This is a genomic window from Pseudomonas thivervalensis, assembly GCF_001269655.1.
In the GTDB taxonomy this organism is placed as follows: Bacteria; Pseudomonadota; Gammaproteobacteria; order Pseudomonadales; family Pseudomonadaceae; genus Aquipseudomonas; species Aquipseudomonas thivervalensis.
Map to the genome: position 1 here is coordinate 66,897 of NZ_LHVE01000002.1, position 19,752 is coordinate 86,648.

A 19,752-nucleotide genomic window follows, 5' to 3' on the forward strand; every position below is an offset into this window, starting at 1 on the left:
TATGAGAAGTTTATTCCCTAATTTGTACTCTGACCTTGTTCCAGGTGTGGCAGCAGCAGGGTTTTCTCTAGGTGAGTCGTTCTCCGATGTTAGCGAAAAAATTGGGAGGGTCGAGTGGTACGGTCCGGAGGTACCTGTGCGTGATATTCTCCTTAAGAATACATCTTGGGTCGGAGTTGAGAGAAGGATCGGTTTTGGTGATGAGCTTTTATTGTCTTATCGATATATGAATGAGATGGTCTCGCTATACTTTGAAACGAGCGGAAGGCTTTATAGAGTTGCCGTGGGCGACGGATATCTTGGGAAATTTAATAGTGTCAGCGTGGGTGATGATCTTCGGAGCTTGGAAAGGGGGTTTAGTATATTGTTTAATGATGCGGATGATGACTTTCTTCTTGAGAAAAATGGAGGCATATTGACGGGGATTAGTTTTGTTACAGACTACAGAGCTTCCTTGGAAGATGCGCCGGAACAGGTTATCAAGTTTATATCAATACATGACTGGTCTCTGCGATAAAACGAAAAGGGAAACGAGAAGTGAAAAGGAGTGAAAAGGGGGCAGATTTATTTTGTGAGGCGCAGGGCGTCGACTCATTGCTTTTCTTGGTTTATAAATAGATCTGTCCCCTTTCCTTAAAATCGCGGCTCCCACTTTAATGATGAAATCGGGAATCATTATGACTACTGACATTAAAGTTACGAGCGCGCCTGATCTGTTAGTAAGTAATGAGGTGTTTAACATTCGCTGTGCGAGAAAGCGGGAGGGCGGGTTGCTTTCGGCAGCAAGCTTTTTGACTGCTGGGGCGTCAAGCGATTCCGTATCCTCAGTATTGAATTATTTGTATGAGTTGATTGAAAAAAAGTTTCCTGATTATGATCTGTGGTTTTTTATGGGTAGTTCGGCTTGGCAGCCAGATACACGGATTGTCCGCCATCGGAAGTTGTGGGGGGCATTGAAGTCTAGGGGGTATGAGGTTGTAGGCGGCAGTCATTCGCAAGAGTACGTTGTCGAGGCGGAAGGAAAGATTAAGTTTTTTGGTGCGTTGCGCCTGTCGAAACTGTCTATTGAAACCGTCGCCAGTGTGCTTGAGGCAGAGCGTTGTTCATATGTGGCTGCGCTCCCTAAGGGTTTTGATGTTCAAATTGCTCTTGATAAGGGGTGGTCGGGGGATGTAGAAGAAGATTTGAGTTTTCATTATTTGCTATCTGAAAAGCAAGGTCTGCTGTTTAAAAAAGTGGGCGAGTTTGATGACGGTGAGGGGGGATTCATATCTGTTGGTTTGTCGGAGCAAATAAGTGTGTTGTTGCATTAAAAAGGTTCTTTATAATTGCTGTGGGCCATAAAGCGAACGAACTGCTTGGTGAAAGGGGGGGGGAAGGGGTAGATTTATTTTGTGAGCGCAGAGGGCAGCTTGTTGGTTTTGCTCTGCTTATAAATAAGCTGTCCGCTTTTCCCATTGTTTTGCTGAGTCGAGATGAAAAAGTGCCTTGGAGGGCTATTGATGCGACACGATGTTGTTTTACGCTTTGTAACGATGATTTTTTTCTGCTTCACACTGACGGGCTGCATTCATTACGAACATAAAAGCGCAGAAGGAAAATCCTGGGCTGAGGTCTCGACCATTCGGCAGTTCGACAAGCATTTGTCGATAGACAAGATCGATGACGATACGTCGCTATATTGGCTAGCCCGCCAAACCGAGTATCGACTCGGAGCAGGAAGGCATAAACTTTCCGTTAAGTACGCTATTGGAACCGGATACTCACGTCCAATTGAAATGACCGTGGATTTGGTCGGTGGCCGTACCTATGGGCTTTATGGCGTTTCTTCGATGAAATGGTGGTATTACGAAGTTCGTGATGTCGATACAGGGCGTTCCGCGAAAATTATAGAGCCGGCGGTCACAACGACGCCTTCTGAATCAGCCGGGCAGGCGGTCCAATAATTTCATTGTGGCGAGTGGATTTATCCCCGCTCGGCTGCGCAGCAGCCCAAAATCAGGCAACTCAAGCAAAAAAGGAACAGATTTATTTTCTAAACGCAGAGAGAGCGGACTTGTTGGTTTTGCTCGGTTTATAAATAAATCTGTCCCCATTTTTGGTCCCCATTTTTGTGATCATCCATCAGTGGCCATGGCGCGACTTCCAGGACATGAACTCCGATGGTCGTAACCCGTAGCGTGCGAGCACCCCTTCGTGCAGTCGACGGAGTTCTTCGACGATCAGTGCTTGCACCTCCGGCTGCTCTCTTTCCGAAACATATTCCGCTACCGAGCGTTGAATACATGACAATGGGTCAAGTTCTGGGTGAGTGATGATTTCCCGAATGGTCTTCTTGATGAAGTCTCGCCATGCCAGGCGTAAAGGATCCGGCTCCGCAAGGTCTTGCTTGATTGCCAGATATTCCTGTGTCGAGCGTTCGTAGGCCCAGATATACAGGTCGCGAAGCAGCTCTACCCGAGTCATTTCGTACACGCCCAATGTGGCTCGGCTGTAGGCCTGCTCCGGTACGTCCAGAAAAGTCAGCGGACAAAGGTTGGCTCGGAACAAGGGGATATTCGCTGCCAGTCGGGATGTGCGTTTATTGATGTCGGCAAAGGGCTGTAAGTAGGGCAGGTGCACCATCATGAAGAAAGACTGCTCGAACGGATCAAGGATCTGATTGGCTTTGCCAAGCAGGACGTCCAATGCATCTTCAATTTGCTGCGGCGTTGAGAGCGGGCGATAGGTACTTTTCCCTATGTCGACGGCGTGCTGGCGAATTCGGCCCTCGTCTGCTGGGTTGGGCAGCAGGTTTTCGGCCAAGGCGCTATGCAGGTTCATCAATGTGTAACGGTTGAACTCGGCACTCTCGATGTTCTCGACCAAAAGCTCGATAGCTGTCTTATGGTTCAAGATCATCTGCGTTTCTATAGCGGCCTTGCCCTGTGCTGCCTTACCTTGCTCGATGAGTTGTCGCGTGTCGAGCCGTGAGTAGGTGTTTCCTTCCAGATGGCTTGATGCCCATGACAGATCAATCAACAAGCGATTCAGGACCGCCCGGCTGTAAGTGCCTGCTGGCTCCGTCGCATCTGCGGTTTTGCCCATCCTGTGCAACTGGCGCCGCAACGACTCAGGTAGGTACCCTGTCTCGTTAGGACGATAGGCGTCCAGAAAGTCACGTTGGTAGCCCACCGGCTTGCGCGCTTCTGTGGGCTGGTTGATATAGGCGAGTATGTCCCGGCTGTCTGCAGATAATGGAATGAAGGCAGGGAAGGCATCGGTGTCAGCATTCAGCGCGTGGGTTTCGGCCTGGTGTTCTATTGCAAAATAACGCCGTGCCCTGCCTTCTCCCTGTGCAGTGATTTGGCTGCTTTCGACCAGGTTTGCAAGGATGCGCTGCGCCGTTCGCCGGGCGATTTCCGGGTGCTTGGTCAAAAGCTCTGAGAGGCTCGCCCCGCTCCTGGCTGCCTGGATACTGTTCAGTATGTCGGTGGTCGAAGGCATGGTTATGTTGGCGCTGTTAGAGAAGATTTGGCGCGATTATGGCGCAGTTCTTAGTATCGCGCCATTTTGGATCGAAAATGTGGCGCAGTTCTTGACGAACTGCGCCACAGCTCATCGGAGTAGATAGATGTAGTTGCTCCCGACGATGGGGGCCACGTTATGGCCATATTCGCCCGTCTTCACTTACTCCGCCGCCTGCGCCCGCAATCGCCTGCCAATCACATCCATCACATCACACCCGTCGCGCAGCGCTATCGTCAGCATTTTGCAAAAATCGGAAAGCACCAGCGTGTCGGAGCTGCTCTCCGAACGGAACGCGATGTTTTCCAGCAGTTGAGTCACCGTGCGGATGCGGTAATCGGCAGTTTCGAAGAGGACATCAAGCGGGGCTTCGGTGTCGATCAGCAGGGTAGCGGGGACGCAGTCGATGCCGGTGATGGGCATGTATCGGTTCATCGGTAGGACCTCATTCAGTTGAAAGGAGCTACCTCGTTGTCGAGTCGCCAAACCCGAGTCGCCATTGGAGCGACGAGGGACTATAGCCCCCCTCCGTCCGAGCGCTACAAGACGTCACTTTCCGAGCTTCATGTAGGATTTTTGGCACATCAGTGGTTGTATTTTTCTGCGTCACTTTCGACCTTGACATAGGCCGCATAGGCGAATAGATTTTCGCCCAGCAGCTCAGTACAGCGCGCAGGCAATTGTTAGAACCTGCCCAGCAGTCCTGGGCTTTTTTTTGCCCAAGGAAAAGCCAGTGAAGCGAACCGCCGTTCTCATTGATGGAGGATTTTTCTTCCAGAGGGTTATGTTTTTCGGCCGCAAATATTTCAGCAAGGAACTGCTGTTATCCGCCGACCAGATATCCCAAATCATAAAAAAGCTCGTGAAGCTTCACATCGAAGACGAACGCTCAGCGAGTCGCGAGCTTTATCGAATCTACTACTACGACTGCCCGCCCCCCTCCAATCAGGTTCGATTACCCATAATCCCTGACGGTCATAAATCTGCAGGGCATATGGATTTCAAAGCTCATCCTCCCTATAGATTGCGAAGAGACCTTCACGATCAGCTTCGATCGAGCCGAAAAACGGCGCTTCGACTGGGCGAACTGGCCAAAAGCGGTGACTGGCAACTCAATTCTCATTCCCTTAAGGCCCTGTTGCGTGGTGAGAAGGTCTGGGCCGAGCTCACGAATGACGATTTCCATTACAAAGTCGAACAGAAGACTGTCGATACCAAGTTAGGCATGGACATCACGACTCTCGCTCTTGAAAAGCTCACTGATGTCATCGTTTTGGTCGCTGGTGATTCAGATTTTGTGCCGGCTGCGAAACTGGCGAGGATGAAGGGAATCGATTTCGTACTTGATCCGATGTGGGCCAATACGACTGGGAGCTTAAGCGAGCACGTAGATGGCCTTCGCTCTTTCGATATCGTCCGTCTCATTAGAGATGTCACCGGCCAATCGGTTACCACTCGGCCCGACTGGTGGGATGCTCGGACGAAGAGTGCGGCGCAGCTATATGAGAATGTTGAGATTGCCGTTGCTGGTGATCTGGAGCCTGATCCTGGATTGATATCTCAGGGCGCTGTGCACCCACAAACAACAGGCAGATGAACCCCGTTTCGCAGCACACCCTGCGCCCGCTCAATTCGGACTAGTAAACCGTGGCAACCCCCAACCGCAACGCTCTTATCGCCCAACTCGCGGCCAACCCCGATGACATCGCCGCACGCGCATCGCTCTATCGCGATTTGCTCGATACCGGTGAGGCCTCACTGGAAGGTTTACGCATTGCGGCGGGCCTGGGCGATCCGGCGGCTAAGGTGGTGATGACTCAACTGAACACCACCGCCCATACAAATCGCCCCGGGCCATGGCTGTCGCAACTGCGTGGCCTGCCGGTCGACCATCTGGAGTTGAACAACGCCGAGCCACAGTGGTGTGACGCCCTGGCCGGGCTGCCCTTGCGCACGTTGGTGCTCAACAGCCCGAGGTTTATCTGTGGGCCAGAGACGTGGCAGCGTTTGCCCGCCAATGCTCTCGAAACCTTGGAAGTCAGTAATTTTTCCCGCGACGATAACGCCAATTGCCTCCCGTCGCCCGCACGCTTGCGTCGGCTGAAGTTGCAAACCTACGGCGAGGACTTCGATGACAGTTTCCTCCGTCAACTGAGCGACAGCCCGTTGCAGGAACTGTCGTTGAACCGTTGCGATGAGATGACCGACGACGGCCTTCGCGCACTGTCACGCCTCAAGCTGCGCTCCCTGACCTTGCAACGCGTGGGCGAGCTGACGTCCCGTGGCATGGCGCACTTGGCAAGTCATCCCCTTGAACAGTTGTCCCTCAGTGGCAGCGGCGCGATCCTCGACGATCCGTCCTGGCTTGGCGACCTGACGGGGTTGCGCTCGTTGAGTCTGGACGACTGTTATGTAGGCGAGAGTGTGTTGCAGGCTATTCAAAATCTGCCCTTGGAAAAGCTCTCGCTGCACTCTGCGTTCATCTGCGAAGACGATCTTGAAGTGCTGGAGGGAATGCCGCTCACAGACCTGGACCTCAAGTGTCTACGGCAAGTGATCGAGCGGCTCGATTTGCTGCACGAGTTTCCCCTGAAGCGCTTGGGACTCTCCGATGTGCAGGGCGTCTGCGCCAGTACGTTGAGTGATCTGCGCGGGTTGCAGTTGGAGTCCCTGGACCTGTCCTTGAACGACATCACGTCGAAGGCGCTGAAACAACTGGCCGGGCTGCCGCTGAAACGGCTCGATCTGAGTTATTGCCAGGGCATCGACGGCAAGGTTTTGTGCAAGCTCGCCGAGCTGGGATTGCCGTTGGAGCAACTTGAAATAAGTGGTCTGAACCTGCGCGACGCCGACCTGGCTTGTTTGCGGGACCTGCCGCTACAGCGCTTGGGCTTGCTTGACAGTCCATGGCTGACTGACGCGGGAGTGGCCCACCTCGCGCATATGCCGCTGCAGGACCTGACGCTTGGGGCTGATCCAGGGGAATCGCGGATCACGTCAGCCGTGGTGCCTGTGTTGGAGCAACTGCCGCTGCAAACACTGTGGTTGCCTAACTGCGCCGGGATCGATGAAAACGGTTGGGATCGCTTGGCCAGGTTGCCAGCCTACGTGACAGGTCCGGGAATCTGACGCGCTGATAGGAATAGGCAATGCCTCAAGGTAAACCGGCATAGGTGGGCCATTTTTCGATCGCTACCATGGCCTCCTGTTTATCCAGTGGAGTTCACCATGCACAGCAGAAAAACCCTCTTCATCACCGGCGTGAGCAGCGGCTTGGGCAACGCCCTGGCGCAAGAAGCGCTCGCAGCAGGCCACTGTGTCATCGGCACCGTGCGCAGTGAGGCGGCGTTGCAAGCCTTCGAAGCACTTTCCACGGAGCGTGCCCATGGCGTGATCCTGGACGTCACCGAGTTCGACCGAATCAATAGCGCAGTGGCGCAGATAGAAACCACTTACGGCCCGGTCGATGTCCTGGTCAACAATGCCGGCTACGGCCACGAGGGCATCTTCGAAGAATCGCCGTTGGAAGAGATGCGGCGCCAGTTCGACGTCAACGTGTTTGGCGCGGTAGCGGTGACCAAGGCCTTCGTGCCGTATTTTCGCCAGCGCCGTGCCGGTCATATCCTCAACATCACCTCCATGGGCGGCACGATTACCATGCCGGGCATCTCCTATTACTGCGCGAGCAAGTTTGCCCTCGAAGGTCTCTCCGATACGCTGAGCAAGGAGCTGCTACCGTTCAACATCTTCGTGACCGCGGTCGCGCCGGGCTCGTTCCGCACCGACTGGGCAGGTCGTTCGATGCAGCGCACGGCGCGGAGCATTGCCGATTACGACGCCAGTTTCGATCCGATACGTAAAGCGCGCGTGGAGAAAAGCGGCAAGCAACTGGGCGATCCTCGGAAAGCGGCGCAGGCGATGTTGCAGATCATTGCCAGCCCGACGCCGCCTGCGCACTTGCTGCTGGGCAGCGATGCACTGAACCTGGTGCACGACAAACTCAGTCGTGCGGCCAGTGAGATCGATCAATGGGAAGCGCTGAGTCGTTCGACCGACGGTTGAACAGCCAGCAAAAGGGGACGCCGATGACTCAGGCCGCTGCGCGCATGGTGCAGTTGATGGAACAGCTCGCACCGGTGGAGGGCTACAACCTCAGCGCACTGGACGACATTCGTTTCCTGCGTTCGAACCGACCGCTGACGCGCACACCGGTGTTGTATGAGCCCGGTATCGTGATCCTGTGCCAGGGGCGCAAGCGCGGTTATCTGGGGGAGGACGTCTACGTGTACGACGCCCAGCATTACCTGGTGGTGTCTGTCCCGGTTCCGTTCACCATGGAGACCGATGCCAGCGAAGCAGAGCCGATGCTGGCGGTGTACATGCGCCTCGACTTGCAGCTGGCCAGCGAGTTGATGTTGCAAGTGGACGAGACCCTCGGCCCCAGCGATGCCCAACCCAAAGGCATGTACGCCTCGCCCATGGACGATTTGCTGCGCGGTTCGACGCTGCGTTTGCTGGACGCCATGAGCCGCCCGGGCGAAGCGCAGATACTGGGACCGTCGCTGATACGAGAAATCTACTACCGAATCCTCACCGGCGAGCAGGGCGGCTCGATGCGCGCCGCGCTCAGTCGCCAGGGGCACTTCGGCAAGATCACCCGGGCGATCCGCAAGATCCACAGTTGCTACCACGAGCATCTGGACGTCGAAACGCTCGCCCACGAAGCCAACATGAGCATCCCCAACTTTCACCTGCACTTTCGCAGCGTGACGGATTCCTCGCCCATGCAGTACTTGAAATCGACACGCCTGCACCAGGCCCGATTATTGATGCTGCGCAACACCATGAGCGCCTCGACGGCGGCGTTCAGCGTCGGCTACGAAAGTGCCTCGCAGTTCAGTCGCGAGTTCAAGCGGATGTTCGGGCGAACGCCCCAAGCGGAGATCGAATGGATGAAGGCGACTTATGCGTTGCCGGCGCCTGTTGCGCCGTCTGTTTATGTTTCGTCGCATTAGGGGAAATCAATCTTCCAGGCACAAAAAAGGCACTTGCGATAATCGCTAAGTGCTTTTTTAAAAGCTATGCGCAGTGAGGAATTCTTTCTACTTCTTTATAAATTTGCTCCCCTTTCGCAATTTCAGCTGTACGTAAATCATATGCAATCTGCAAATTCAGCCAAAACTGTGCTGACGTGTCCAATGCCGCTGCCAGGCGCAGAGCCACATCCGCGCTGACGCTACGGCGCATCAATACGATGTCATTTACGGTGGGGGCGGACACGTGCAAAGCCCTTGCAAGCGCAGCGGCCGTCAGGCCAAGCGGCTCCAGGTACTCTTCCTTGAGAATTTCTCCAGGGTGTATGGGCCTCATGCCATTTTTAAACATGACTCACCTCAGTGATAATCTACAATTTCTACATTTTCGGGGCCGTTGGCGCCCCAGACAAAACAGATGCGGTACTGACCGTTGATCCGGATACTGTGTTGGCCTTCCCTGTCGCCGTACAACTGCTCCAGCCTGTTTGGAGCCTTATGTCGGAGAGACGGTTTCAGCAATCCCTCAACTTCGTCCAAAACTCCTCCGCTGATTGGCTAATGGCACCCGTTGGCCGAGTGAGATGAATGTCCAACGGGATATCCCAGCTTTCATCGAGCGCCCGCACAAGACGTCCATCGGCGACTTCCTGCTCGGTCAGGCTTCTTGGCAGCCAGGCCACGCCTTTGTTTTCCAGTGCCATGGACATGAGCACCGCTGCGAGGTGACTGCTGAACAGCGGCTTGAGGTGCAGGAATTCTTCCTTGCCCTGGAGTCGATGAGCGACGATGCGCCCCAGCCCGGATTCTTGGGTATACGCCAAGTAGGGCAGCGATGCGGGGGCACTTCCAAAGTTCGCGGAAGCGCTCGCCAGCGGAACGAGCACATCCTCGCCAACCTTTTTGCCCATGAACTGATCGGGGGCCAACAGTGGTGGAACATCCGGGTGACGATGGCAAAGCAGGAACTGCACGTGGCCCTGAATCAGCATCTGCTCACAGGCCGCCATGCTATCGGAATGCAGTCGCACCGCCTCGATGGGGGCGCCGTTTTCCGTGTCTCTCAGCCACCTCGGGAAAAAGGTGAACGACAGCGAATGGGTGGCCGCGAATTGCAGCGTCTTGATCGCCATGCCCGCCACTTCCTGGGCTTCGCTGCGCATTCGGTACAGGCGCCTGGCGGTCTCTTGGGCGCTTGGCAAAATCTGCTTCCCAGCCTCGGTCAGCGTGGCGCCTTGTGGCGTGCGAACGAACAGTTCGACACCCATCCAATTTTCCAATGCGCGAACTCTGCGACTGAAGGCCGGTTGAGTCACGTGGCGCGCCTCAGCGGCCCGAACAAAGCTGCCGTACTCTGCCAGCGCGGAAAAGTCTTCTAGCCAAACGAGTTCCAAGGGCAATGCCTCCTGTGCATGGGGCGCGGCATTATTAGCATTGGGCGGGTGTCATCGCAAAGCATAACGTGGGGTCACCAACAACAAGAGGACCCCGCCATGCGTATCGTCGACATCCGTGAAAAAACCGTTTCCATTGCCTCGCCAATTGCCAATGCCTACATCGATTTTTCCAAAATGACCTGCTCGGTCGTCGCTGTCGTCACGGATGTGATTCGCGATGGTAAACCTGTCATCGGCTACGGTTTCAACTCCAACGGTCGTTATGGTCAAGGCGCTTTGATGCGTGACCGCTTCCTGGCGCGCATCACCGAAGCCGACCCTGAGTCGCTGATCGATAAAGAGCACAATAACCTCGATCCGTTCGCCATCTGGAAAGCCCTGATGACCAACGAGAAACCAGGCGGCCATGGTGAGCGCTCGGTGGCCGTGGGCACCATCGACATGGCCGTCTGGGACGCCGTCGCCAAGATCGAAGGCAAGCCGTTGTATCGCCTGCTGGCTGACCGTTACCGCAACGGCGTGGCCGACGACAAGGTCTGGGTCTATGCCGCTGGAGGCTACTACTACCCAGGCAAGGACGACGCCAAGCTTCAGGACGAGATGCGCAGCTACCTGGATCGCGGCTACGACGTGGTCAAAATGAAGATCGGCGCGGCGCCTCTGGCTGACGATATTCGTCGCATCGAATCGGTACTCAAGGTCGTCGGCGACGGGCGTCGCCTGGCAGTGGATGCCAACGGTCGCTTTGACCAAGACACCGCCATCGCTTATGCGGAGGCTTTGAAGCCCTACAACCTGTTCTGGTACGAAGAGGCAGGCGATCCTCTCGACTACGCCTTGCAGGCTGAGCTGGCCAAGCACTACGACCTGCCGATGGCCACCGGCGAAAACCTGTTTTCCCATCAGGATGCCCGCAACCTGCTGCGCCATGGCGGCATGCGTTCCGATCGTGACTACGTCCAGTTCGATTGCGCGCTGTCCTACGGTCTGGTCGAGTACATGCGCACCCTGAAAGTGATGGAAGACATGGGCTGGTCTTCGCGTCGCGTCGTTCCGCACGGGGGCCACCAGATGTCCCTGAACATCGCCGCGGGCCTGCACCTGGGTGGTAACGAATCCTACCCGGATGTGTTCCAGCCGTTCGGCGGGTTTGCTGACGGGATTCGCGTGGAAAATGGCTATGTGGGCCTGCCGGATATTCCAGGTGTCGGCTTCGAAGCCAAATCCGCCTTGTACGCCGTCATGCGCGAATTGGGCGAGGGCTGATAGCTCCCGAACGGCGGCCTCTTCGCTCAAGGCCGCCGTTATCAGGCGTCGCCCACTGACGCCACACCACACGCCCATCACAACAATAAAATGAGGTGCTCCCGTGGAAATCTCCAAGTCCCGCTGGTACAGCCAGCTGTATGTGCAGGTGCTGATCGGCATCGTGGTCGGTGCCGCAATCGGTCATTTTGAACCGCAGTTCGGCGCCAAGCTTCAGCCCTTTGCAGATGGCTTTATCCGACTGATCAAAATGCTGTTGGCCCCGATTATTTTTGGCACCGTGGTGGTCGGAATTGCCAAGATGGGCAGCATCAAAGAGGTCGGAAGAATTGGCGTGAAATCGCTGATCTATTTCGAGATTCTTTCAACCATCGCGCTGGTCATCGGCCTTGTCGTGGTCAACATCGCCAAGCCAGGCGTTGGGATGAACATCCATGTCGAGACCCTCGATGGCAGTGCGATCGCCAAGTACAGCCAGGCCGCCTCTGCGCAGGGCGGCACCGTTGATTTCTTCATGAACATCATCCCGCAAACTTTTGTGGGGGCGTTCTCCAATGGCGTCATGCTGCAAGTCATCCTGCTTTCTGTCTTGATGGGTGTGGCCCTGGTTCAAATGGGGGAGACCAGCAAACCGCTGATCAATACCATCGATCTGTTTCTGCAAGGGCTGTTCAAGATTGTTGCCATGGTCATGCGGCTGGCTCCGATTGGCGCTGGCGCGGGTATGGCGTTCACGATCGGCAAGTATGGTATCGGTACGCTACTGTCCCTCGGCCAGTTGTTGGTAGCGCTCTACGTCACCACCCTGGTCTTCGTTGTGGTCGTGCTGGGCACGGTTGCTCGATGGTCAGGCATGCCCCTGCTGCAGTTTCTCCGTTACTTCAAGGATGAGATTCTGATTACGCTCGGGACTTGCTCGACTGAGGCGGTGCTGCCTCGAATGATGGTCAAGCTGGAGAAGCTGGGCTGCAAAAAATCAGTGGTAGGAATGGTGCTGCCGACGGGCTACACCTTCAATGCCGATGGCACCTGCATCTATCTGACCATGGCCGCGATCTTCATTGCCCAGGCGACTAACACGCCGCTGACGTTTATGGATCAGATGATTCTGTTGGGCGTTTTCCTGCTGACCTCGAAAGGTTCGGCTGGCGTGGCAGGGGCCGGGTTCATCACCCTTGCGGCAACGCTCACCACCATACATTCCATTCCGCTGGTGGGCCTTGTCCTGCTCTTGGGCATCGACCGTTTCCTGAACGAAGCACGCGCCGTGACCAACCTGATCGGCAACGGTATCGGCACGATCGCCATTGCCAAGTGGGACAACTCTTTCGACGTGGAAGCTTGCGAGCGTGAAATCACGGCCATGAAAAACGAAAAGGCGGCGCGTAGAGTGTTAGCCGCGCAGAAATGATCGGCATCGCTTGCCTGGTCAGGCTGGGGCCTTGGCTTCACTGAGTTTCAGGCAGGCATTAAAAAAGACGTCCTAGGACGTCTTTTTTAATGCAATCGGGTAAGTTGAATTGGATGTGTATCCCTTTGATTTCAAGTCTCTGTTTTTTATCGAATGCACTTGGAATACCGTGTTTCGTCGCATGAGAGATGAGCTGGGTGGTTGCCGCGTTATTTCCCATCTTGTTGCATCAGGGCTTTGCGTAACTTCCCAGGTGACATGCCAAACATGCTCTGAAAGTGCCGAATAAAATGAGGCGCATCCGCGAAGCCACATTCAAAGGCGATCTCGCCGATCTGGCGGTCGGAACTCACCAGCAGCCATCTGCCGAACCTGAGTCGAACCTGGCGGTAGAACTGGGCTGGGCTGTTGTTGGTTTCAGCGACAAACAGACGTTCCAATTGCCGTTTACTGGTGCCGACCAGATGCGCAATGGCCTCGATATCCAGGGGGTGGGCCATGTGTTTTTCCATCAGCATCACGGCTTCGTGCAGCCGACGATTCGATGAGCTGGCGTACCCGAGCGCCTTGCGTCGGTCGACGAAACTGTTGGACGTGTTCTTTGCCACTGTCATCTGATGCACAACCTTGCCGGCACGATCCGGCCCGCAATGCATGCCGATCAGATGAAGCGCTAACTCGATAACTGAAACACCGCCAGCGCAGGTAATCCGATCCCGGTCGATCAGAAAGTCTCTGTTGATGACAAAGCGCAACGTGGGAAACCGGTGTTTCCAGTCGTCGCCATGATAGGCGTGGACACACGCCGTCCGCCCCTCCATCAAGCCATGTCGCGCGAGCACGAAGCTGCCGGTGCACAGGCCGATCAACGGCACCTGTGCAGCCGCGGCCTGGTGGAGGAACGCGGGATAGGTCTTCGGCACCGCCTCGATGGAGTCGAGCAATCCACCAATGACCACGATGTAGTCGAAACGCTCCGGGTCAGCGAGTTCACTGTCGATCGGTACGTCCAATCCGCTACTGGAAATGACTCTTTGCCCGGGCGTGCCGAGTACCTTCCATTGGCAGCGTATGGGGCGGCTTTGATCACCCGTATCGGCGGCATGCCGCAAAGCATCGGTCAGCCCTGACAGTGACAGCAAGGGGAAGCGTGGCCACAACATTATGCCAATAGACAACTCGGCGGTGCCGCGGCGCATGGGTGGATGACGCGCCTGCCCATGATCGAGCCCGTCCACGAGGCTTTCCTGAGGTGCCACGGGCTCTGTGCCGCCAGAATGTCGCAAATATTCAATCATTCGTGCAAAGCATCCAACAAATTATACCGCCAGTCCCACTACGATGGGCCTATGCGAAACGTTCTGCTGCCACCATGAAAACTATCGAGGAGCATCCGATGAAGACGTCCAAAGTTAAGCGTTTTTCTGGTATTTGTGCCGGATTTCTGGTGTCCGTGTTGGCTGCGGCACCGGTGTTCGCATTGGAGACAGTAGAGCCGGGAAGCCTGACCATCGCCTTCAGTGGTGATATGCCAGGAACAGGGTATCAAGATAGTCGGATGGTCGGCTATGACGGTGAAATCCTTCAACAAATTTCCGAAAAACTGGGTCTTAAGGTCAAACCGGCATTAATGGAGTGGTCAGGGACGATTGCATCGGTGCAGTCCAAGCGAGTGGATATCATGGCGGGCACCATGGGCTGGACCGAGCAGCGCTCGAAAATCATGACCTTGAGCGATCCTATTCACTACTTCAAGAACGGTATTACCCAGACAGACAAGACCCACTGGAACAGCCTCAAGGATTTGCAAGGCAAGAAAGTCGGCACCATCACCGGTTTTTCGTTCATCCCTGAGATGCGCAAGATCGATGGCCTGCAAGTCGCCCTGTATGACACGTCCGATGCGGCCGTTCGCGATCTGCTCGCCGGACGCATCGATGCGGTGATCGGCGATCCACCGGTCATGCAATACGCCATTTCTCGCAATGAGCAATGGCACCTGCATTTCAACGCCTTTGTCGACAACGATCCAAATTTCCCACTGCTGACTGGCTTGGGGCAGGTGGTGTTCGGCTTCAACAAGGCCAGTCCGGAACTGGTGACGGCGGTCAACGCGCAGATTCAAACACTTTGGAAAAACTGTGAGATGCGCAAGATCGGCGCTCGCTATGGACTGACTCAGGATGTCTGGTTCATGCCCGAAGGCAAGGACCTGCGCCTGGGCGTCGATCGCCCCGCGGACTGGACGCTACCGGGCTGCAAATAAGTGTGTGAGGCGATGGGACGGATGCATGCCGATGCACCGACTCATCGCCATGCCTATAACAAAAAGAGGTTAGCCAAGATGTCGAGCCCGTCTGACACCGCGTTGCTGCGCGTGCACGAACTACACAAGAACTATGGCGATCTGGAAGTGCTCAAGGGCATCAGTCTGGAGTTGAAACCCGGTGAGACCTTGTCGCTGATTGGCCCAAGCGGGTCTGGAAAGTCCACCTGCCTGCGTTGCATCAATTACCTGGAAAAACCTACTAGTGGCGAGATCTGGCTGGGGAACGAGCTGATCGGGCAGGTCAAGGACGGTAAGCGTTTACGCCTGATGAGTGACCGGGAGATGGCTCCGCAGCGCCGCGAGATCGCCATGGTGTTTCAGTTGTTCTATCTCTGGCCGCACTTGAACGTGCGCGATAACGTCGCGCTCGGTCCCATCAAGGCCCAAGGTATGCCGCGCAAGCAGGCGTATGAGTTGGCCGACGCGATGTTGGAAAAAGTCCATCTGCGGCACAAGGCCGAGTCTTATCCCGAGCAATTGTCGGGTGGTCAGCAGCAGCGGGTCGCCATCGCCCGGGCTTTGGCCCAGCAACCGAAAGTGATTCTGTTCGACGAACCGACCTCGGCGTTGGATCCCGAGTTGGTCGGCGAAGTGTTGGCCGTGATTCGCGAGCTGGCGGAGGAGGGGCGCAGCATGATCATGGTCACCCACGAAGTGAGGTTTGCCCGCGATGTGGCGGATCGGGTGATCTTCATGGACGGCGGGCGCATTGTCGAACAGGGGCCGTCGGCGCAAGTGATCGACAACCCTTGTCACGAACGTACCCGCAGTTTTCTTGGGCGCATGGCGGTGGAGAGCGCTTGATGGCGAATCTGCAAGCTTTCCTCGGGCTGTTGCCCTTGCTGTTCAAAGGCGCAATGAATGCGCTGGAAATCGCCCTCTGCACCTTGGTGCTGGCCAGCACGGGCGGTCTGGTGCTGGCGGTTTTACTGACGTTCAGCCGATCGCGACTGGTACACGGCGCCATCGCCTGTTTCATCGAATGGATGCGCAACGTGCCTGCGCTGGCGCACCTGTTCCTGATCTATTTTGGGCTGTCTTATCTGGGAATCAATCTGCCCGCGTGGTTGGCGGCCATCGTCGGTTTGAGCCTGGTAGGCAGCGCAGTGCTGGCCGACACTTTCCGAGCCGGCTTGCAATCGCTGCACGTCGGCCAGCATGAAGCCGGGCAGGCCATCGGCCTGCACCGTATGCAAATTCTGCGCTACATCCTCGTGCCCCAGGCCCTGCGCGTTGCGTTGCCGGCTTATGCCAACTATGTCACGCAATTGATCAAGGACACGTCCATCGCCTCGGCCATTGCCGTGCCGGAAATCATGTTCCTGGCACGCAATCTTGTGACATCCACGTTCCAGACCTCGCTGATTTATCTGGCGGTGATGTGCATCTATGCGGCGATGATCCTGCCCATTGGCGTGGGATTCATCCGACTTGAACGTCATCTGGGGGCGGCGCGATGATCAGTTTTTTCCAGCAATACCCGGAATATTGGAGCGACTGGATCGCTCGCCTGCTACTTGGCGCACGGGTCAGCGCCGAGTTGTCCCTGACAGGCTTCGCCCTGGCGGCGATGTTGGGCGCGCTACTGGCCTGGGCGATGAAGAGTCCCAGCGTATTGCTCAAGCGTCTGGCCGTGTTCTTCATCCAGGGGATGCGTGCGGTGCCGCTTCTGGCGTTGCTGCTGGCGCTGTATTTCGCCTTGCCCAGCCTCGGGCTGACGCTGTCCGGTTATTGGGCCGGCGCTATCGGTCTGGGTTTACAGGGCTCGGCCTACGTCGCGGAAATCCTGCGCGGTGGATTGGATTCCTTGCATCGAGGCCAGCGTGAGGCGGCCATTGCCACCGGCCTGACGCCCTTGCAAGCCTTCACCGCCGTGGTCTTTCCGCAAGCCATTCGCGGCATGTTGCCGCCGTTGCTCAATGCCTACGTGTCGATTCTGAAGGACAGCTCCCTGTGCGCCCTGATCGCCACCGATGAGTTGATGCTGGCGGCCCGGGCCATCGCGTCCGAATCGTTTTTGCCGATGCATATTTTCCTGCTGGTGGGGGTGTTCTATTTCGTCATCGCTTTCCCTCTTTCTCTGTTGTCGCGAGTGCTGGAAGTACGATTTTCTCGCGGGCGCAAAACCATTCGAGGTTGAACACATGAACATCATGGATCGAACCGCTTCCCACAGCATTGGCCAGTTGCGGCAAGCGCTGGCGTCCGGAGCGCTCACGAGCGAGTCCCTGGTTTGCGCGCAACTGGAGCGGATCGAGCGCTTCAACGGTCAACTCAATGCTTATGTCGAGGCTTATCCCCAGCGCGCGCTCGGTGCCGCCATCGCTGCCGATCGGCAGCGGGCTGCCGGTATCAACCTGGGGCCATTGCATGGCATTCCAATTGCGATCAAGGATTTGTTCGAGATCGACGGCAAGGCCATAACCGGTGGTTCGCTGGCACAGAAGCCGCGTATCTCGCGGCTCACCGCCACGGCAGTCCAGCGACTGGAGCGCGCCGGGGCAATCATCATGGGCAAGACCCACACCGTTGAGTTCGCTTTCGGAGGATGGGGCACAAATGCCGTGATGGGCACGCCGTGGAACCCATGGGACGCCGACGTGCATCGTGCTCCAGGGGGTTCCAGCAGTGGTTCAGCGGTGGCCGTGGCTGGCGGGTTGGCAAGCGCGGCATTGGGCACCGACACCGGCGGCTCGGTGCGGATTCCCGCGGGCATGTGTGGTCTGGTTGGCTTGAAAACCACGCGAGGGTTGATTAGCCGTCACGGTTTGATTGAATTGTGTCCATCGCTGGATTCGGTGGGGCCGATTACGCACACCGTCGAAGACGCCGCGTGGATGCTTGACGCGCTGCTGGGGCCGGACCCGCTGGATCCGGTTTCGACCAAGTCACCCGTGTTCAGCGCCGCGGCAGGTTTGAATCTTCCGGTGGCCGGCCTGCGCATCTGGGTGCTGCCACAGACTGAACGTGTACACATCGCGCCTGGCGTATTGGCAGCCTATGACCAGGGGCTTGAGCAATTGGCCGCACTGGGCATGCATTTAGTCGAACAGCCGCTACCGACTTCGCTGGAGCAGTGCATGCGCGTTGCCGGTGGCCTCATGAGTGCCGAAGGCTACGCCAGCCTTGGTAGCCTGTTCGAACGCGATGATCTGCGCTTCGATCCTCATGTGCAGCGTCGGGTGCTGAGCGGGCGCGCCATCGACGCGGCGGCATATATCCATTTGCACAACCAGCGACGTGTTGCCCGTCAAGCCATGGACGAGGCTATGTCCAATGTCGATGCCTGTGCGTTTCCGACCAACGCCATTGGCAGTGTGCCGTTGAGTCAGGTCGATGAATACGGCACGCCGCTGGCCTTGCTCGGCCGCTTCGCCAACCTGCTCAATCTCTGTTCAGTGGCGCTGCCGGTGGGCTTCGATGAGCAACGTATGCCGGTCTCGATGCAAATTGTCGGGCGTGCTTTCGCCGAAACCTTGGTCCTGCGGATCGCCCACGCCTACCAGCAAGTCAGTGATTGGCACCAACTGCGGCCTGCGGGATGGGATTTGTCGGACAGGGTGGTGGCGTAATGGAAATCTGTGTCGTCGGCGCCGGAATCGTTGGCTTGAGCAGTGCCTGGTTTTTACACAAGGCCGGTCATCACGTCTCCGTTATCGATCGGGCGGGGGAGGCCGGCATGGGGGCCAGTGCTGCCAATGGGGCGCAATTGAGCTACAGCTATGTGCAACCGCTGGCCGATCCCTCTCTATTGCCGGGCATTCCAAAGATGCTGCTGGAGCGCAATGGCCCGCTGAAGTTTTCGCCGCAATGGAGCCTGGAACAATGGCGCTGGTGCGCGGCATTTCTCGCGGCCTGTCGTACGTCCATCTCGCGTCAGACCACCGTCGAGTTGCTGGAACTGGCACATGAAAGTCGGCTGGCGCTGGACGCATTCATCCGTCAGGAAAAGGTGCACTGCGATTTCGCCCGTACCGGAAAACTGGTTCTGTACCCCGATGCTGAAAGCCTGCGCAAGGCCAGCGATCAGGTGAGGTTCCAGGCCGCCCAAGGCTCCAAGCAACAAAAAATCGTCAGCCCCGCCGAAGCCTTGTCGATCGAACCTGCACTTGAGGGTTATAAGGAGGCGTTTCACGGCGCGATCCATACCGACAGCGAATGCGCGGTCGATGGGCGCAAGCTTTGTCAGGAGCTTGCGAGGTTGTTGAGCAAGCAGGGTGTGCGTTTTCTGTTCGACAGTGAGGTTGCCGCTTTCCGACGTGAACGCGGGCGTATCACCGCGTTGGAGGTTCACCACGCCATCGAAGGCCCTGGTCTTTTAGGGACGCAAGCGGTCGTGCTGACGGCGGGTGCTTACAGTGCGGGGCTATTATCAGCGTTCGGTGTGCGCATGCCGGTCTACCCGCTCAAGGGATACAGCATTACCTTGCCGATCACTGATTCGATGAATGCACCGACGGTCAGCGTGACTGACATGCGGCGTAAAACGGTGTTCGCCCGGATCGGTGATCGCTTACGCGTCGCGGGGATGGTGGAGTTGTGTGGGCTGGATGCGTCGATTCCCGTTAAGCGTATCGAGCAACTGAAGGCCTCGACGCAGGCATTGTTCGGTTTTGGCTGGAACGCCGATGATTGTCAGCCCTGGACTGGTTGGCGTCCGGCGACCCCCACCGGGCGGCCGATTCTGGCCGTCAGTGGTTGTGACAACCTGTACGTCAATTGCGGCCAGGGTGCGCTGGGCATGACGTTGGCATTTGGTAGCGCCCAACGTCTGGTCCGGTTGATCGGCGGCACAGCGCCTTAACCTTC

At 56.6% G+C, this 19,752-nt stretch carries 20 protein-coding genes and 1 pseudogene; 15 read left to right on the top strand and 6 right to left on the bottom strand.

Translation table 11 applies throughout. The annotated features are described in order from the left end of the window. Position 1: 1 nt before the first annotated feature. From AD659_RS03005 to AD659_RS03015, 3 genes are all read left to right on the top strand, one after another. The gene (locus AD659_RS03005) at positions 2–517 is read left to right on the top strand and encodes a hypothetical protein (protein ID WP_053118260.1); all 516 of its coding nucleotides are present in this window, start codon (positions 2–4) and stop codon (positions 515–517) included. Positions 518–677: 160 nt separating this feature from the next. Continuing rightward, the gene (locus tag AD659_RS03010) at positions 678–1,313 is read left to right on the top strand and encodes a hypothetical protein (RefSeq protein WP_053118262.1); all 636 of its coding nucleotides are present in this window, start codon (positions 678–680) and stop codon (positions 1,311–1,313) included. A gap of 189 nt (positions 1,314–1,502) precedes the next feature. Next, positions 1,503–1,946, top strand: a complete 444-nt coding sequence (locus AD659_RS03015; RefSeq protein WP_053118265.1) for a hypothetical protein — start codon at positions 1,503–1,505, stop codon at positions 1,944–1,946. A gap of 178 nt (positions 1,947–2,124) precedes the next feature. On the opposite strand, the gene AD659_RS03020 is transcribed toward AD659_RS03015, so the two are convergent. Next, positions 2,125–3,486, bottom strand: coding sequence for a Fic family protein (locus AD659_RS03020; RefSeq protein ID WP_053118266.1), 1,362 nt, complete (start codon positions 3,484–3,486; stop codon positions 2,125–2,127). 183 nt (positions 3,487–3,669) lie between these two features. Next, on the bottom strand, positions 3,670–3,942 hold the full coding sequence (locus tag AD659_RS03025; protein ID WP_053118267.1) for a hypothetical protein: 273 nt from the start codon (positions 3,940–3,942) through the stop codon (positions 3,670–3,672). 298 nt (positions 3,943–4,240) lie between these two features. On the opposite strand from AD659_RS03025, the gene AD659_RS03030 reads away from it, so the two are divergent. From AD659_RS03030 to AD659_RS03045, 4 genes are all read left to right on the top strand, one after another. After that, positions 4,241–5,104, top strand: coding sequence for an NYN domain-containing protein (locus AD659_RS03030; protein ID WP_003197615.1), 864 nt, complete (start codon positions 4,241–4,243; stop codon positions 5,102–5,104). Between the two features lie 50 nt (positions 5,105–5,154). Beyond that, on the top strand, positions 5,155–6,636 hold the full coding sequence (locus tag AD659_RS03035; RefSeq protein ID WP_053118268.1) for a hypothetical protein: 1,482 nt from the start codon (positions 5,155–5,157) through the stop codon (positions 6,634–6,636). A 99-nt stretch (positions 6,637–6,735) separates the two neighbouring features. Further along, positions 6,736–7,569, top strand: a complete 834-nt coding sequence (locus AD659_RS03040) for an oxidoreductase (RefSeq protein ID WP_053118269.1) — start codon at positions 6,736–6,738, stop codon at positions 7,567–7,569. Between the two features lie 23 nt (positions 7,570–7,592). Next, entirely contained in the window at positions 7,593–8,522 is a 930-nt protein-coding gene (locus tag AD659_RS03045; RefSeq protein ID WP_053118272.1) for an AraC family transcriptional regulator, read from the top strand. A 64-nt stretch (positions 8,523–8,586) separates the two neighbouring features. Here the strand turns inward: AD659_RS03045 and AD659_RS03050 are convergent, their stop codons facing one another. The 3 genes and pseudogenes from AD659_RS03050 to AD659_RS03055 all read right to left on the bottom strand — a co-directional run bounded on the left by AD659_RS03050 (position 8,587) and on the right by AD659_RS03055 (position 9,934). Continuing rightward, the gene (locus tag AD659_RS03050; RefSeq protein ID WP_053118274.1) at positions 8,587–8,892 is read right to left on the bottom strand and encodes a HigA family addiction module antitoxin; all 306 of its coding nucleotides are present in this window, start codon (positions 8,890–8,892) and stop codon (positions 8,587–8,589) included. A gap of 8 nt (positions 8,893–8,900) precedes the next feature. Continuing rightward, positions 8,901–9,038: pseudogene (locus AD659_RS28960) on the bottom strand (type II toxin-antitoxin system RelE/ParE family toxin); the annotation flags it as partial. 17 nt (positions 9,039–9,055) lie between these two features. Next, positions 9,056–9,934: a LysR family transcriptional regulator gene (locus tag AD659_RS03055; RefSeq protein WP_053118276.1), complete on the bottom strand. Its 879-nt coding sequence runs from the start codon at positions 9,932–9,934 to the stop codon at positions 9,056–9,058. A gap of 99 nt (positions 9,935–10,033) precedes the next feature. Between AD659_RS03055 and AD659_RS03060 the strand changes: the two genes are divergently transcribed. Together AD659_RS03060 and dctA are read left to right on the top strand one after the other, a co-directional pair. After that, positions 10,034–11,203, top strand: a complete 1,170-nt coding sequence (locus tag AD659_RS03060) for a mandelate racemase/muconate lactonizing enzyme family protein (protein WP_053118278.1) — start codon at positions 10,034–10,036, stop codon at positions 11,201–11,203. 103 nt (positions 11,204–11,306) lie between these two features. Beyond that, entirely contained in the window at positions 11,307–12,614 is a 1,308-nt protein-coding gene (dctA, locus tag AD659_RS03065; protein ID WP_053118280.1) for a C4-dicarboxylate transporter DctA, read from the top strand. 209 nt (positions 12,615–12,823) lie between these two features. On the opposite strand, the gene AD659_RS03070 is transcribed toward dctA, so the two are convergent. Then, the gene (locus AD659_RS03070) at positions 12,824–13,852 is read right to left on the bottom strand and encodes a GlxA family transcriptional regulator (protein WP_231987627.1); all 1,029 of its coding nucleotides are present in this window, start codon (positions 13,850–13,852) and stop codon (positions 12,824–12,826) included. A 158-nt stretch (positions 13,853–14,010) separates the two neighbouring features. Between AD659_RS03070 and AD659_RS03075 the strand changes: the two genes are divergently transcribed. The 6 genes from AD659_RS03075 to AD659_RS03100 all read left to right on the top strand — a co-directional run bounded on the left by AD659_RS03075 (position 14,011) and on the right by AD659_RS03100 (position 19,747). Further along, positions 14,011–14,880, top strand: a complete 870-nt coding sequence (locus AD659_RS03075; RefSeq protein WP_053118282.1) for a substrate-binding periplasmic protein — start codon at positions 14,011–14,013, stop codon at positions 14,878–14,880. Between the two features lie 78 nt (positions 14,881–14,958). Then, entirely contained in the window at positions 14,959–15,747 is a 789-nt protein-coding gene (locus tag AD659_RS03080; RefSeq protein ID WP_053118283.1) for an amino acid ABC transporter ATP-binding protein, read from the top strand. Further along, the gene (locus AD659_RS03085; RefSeq protein ID WP_053118285.1) at positions 15,747–16,403 is read left to right on the top strand and encodes an amino acid ABC transporter permease; all 657 of its coding nucleotides are present in this window, start codon (positions 15,747–15,749) and stop codon (positions 16,401–16,403) included. The genes AD659_RS03080 and AD659_RS03085 overlap by 1 nt, the downstream gene beginning before the upstream one ends. After that, positions 16,400–17,083 carry an amino acid ABC transporter permease gene (locus AD659_RS03090; RefSeq protein ID WP_053118287.1) on the top strand — a complete coding sequence of 228 codons (684 nt, stop codon included), beginning with the start codon at positions 16,400–16,402 and terminating at the stop codon, positions 17,081–17,083. The genes AD659_RS03085 and AD659_RS03090 overlap by 4 nt, the downstream gene beginning before the upstream one ends. 4 nt (positions 17,084–17,087) lie before the next feature. Beyond that, on the top strand, positions 17,088–18,515 hold the full coding sequence (locus tag AD659_RS03095) for an amidase (protein WP_053118289.1): 1,428 nt from the start codon (positions 17,088–17,090) through the stop codon (positions 18,513–18,515). Continuing rightward, positions 18,515–19,747, top strand: a complete 1,233-nt coding sequence (locus AD659_RS03100; protein ID WP_053118290.1) for a D-amino acid dehydrogenase — start codon at positions 18,515–18,517, stop codon at positions 19,745–19,747. The genes AD659_RS03095 and AD659_RS03100 overlap by 1 nt, the downstream gene beginning before the upstream one ends. Positions 19,748–19,752: the final 5 nt, after the last annotated feature.

Coding starts and splice junctions, on each gene's coding strand:
- AD659_RS03005 (WP_053118260.1), top strand. CDS start 2: ATGAGAAGTTTATTCCCTAATTTGTACTCTGACCTTGTTCCAGGTGTG.
- AD659_RS03040 (WP_053118269.1), top strand. CDS start 6,736: ATGCACAGCAGAAAAACCCTCTTCATCACCGGCGTGAGCAGCGGCTTG.
- AD659_RS03090 (WP_053118287.1), top strand. CDS start 16,400: ATGATCAGTTTTTTCCAGCAATACCCGGAATATTGGAGCGACTGGATC.
- AD659_RS03100 (WP_053118290.1), top strand. CDS start 18,515: ATGGAAATCTGTGTCGTCGGCGCCGGAATCGTTGGCTTGAGCAGTGCC.
- AD659_RS03060 (WP_053118278.1), top strand. CDS start 10,034: ATGCGTATCGTCGACATCCGTGAAAAAACCGTTTCCATTGCCTCGCCA.
- AD659_RS03045 (WP_053118272.1), top strand. CDS start 7,593: ATGACTCAGGCCGCTGCGCGCATGGTGCAGTTGATGGAACAGCTCGCA.
- AD659_RS03075 (WP_053118282.1), top strand. CDS start 14,011: ATGAAGACGTCCAAAGTTAAGCGTTTTTCTGGTATTTGTGCCGGATTT.
- AD659_RS03085 (WP_053118285.1), top strand. CDS start 15,747: ATGGCGAATCTGCAAGCTTTCCTCGGGCTGTTGCCCTTGCTGTTCAAA.
- AD659_RS03010 (WP_053118262.1), top strand. CDS start 678: ATGACTACTGACATTAAAGTTACGAGCGCGCCTGATCTGTTAGTAAGT.
- AD659_RS03050 (WP_053118274.1), bottom strand. CDS start 8,892: ATGTTTAAAAATGGCATGAGGCCCATACACCCTGGAGAAATTCTCAAG.
- AD659_RS03020 (WP_053118266.1), bottom strand. CDS start 3,486: ATGCCTTCGACCACCGACATACTGAACAGTATCCAGGCAGCCAGGAGC.
- AD659_RS03025 (WP_053118267.1), bottom strand. CDS start 3,942: ATGAACCGATACATGCCCATCACCGGCATCGACTGCGTCCCCGCTACC.
- AD659_RS03080 (WP_053118283.1), top strand. CDS start 14,959: ATGTCGAGCCCGTCTGACACCGCGTTGCTGCGCGTGCACGAACTACAC.
- AD659_RS03095 (WP_053118289.1), top strand. CDS start 17,088: ATGAACATCATGGATCGAACCGCTTCCCACAGCATTGGCCAGTTGCGG.
- AD659_RS03015 (WP_053118265.1), top strand. CDS start 1,503: ATGCGACACGATGTTGTTTTACGCTTTGTAACGATGATTTTTTTCTGC.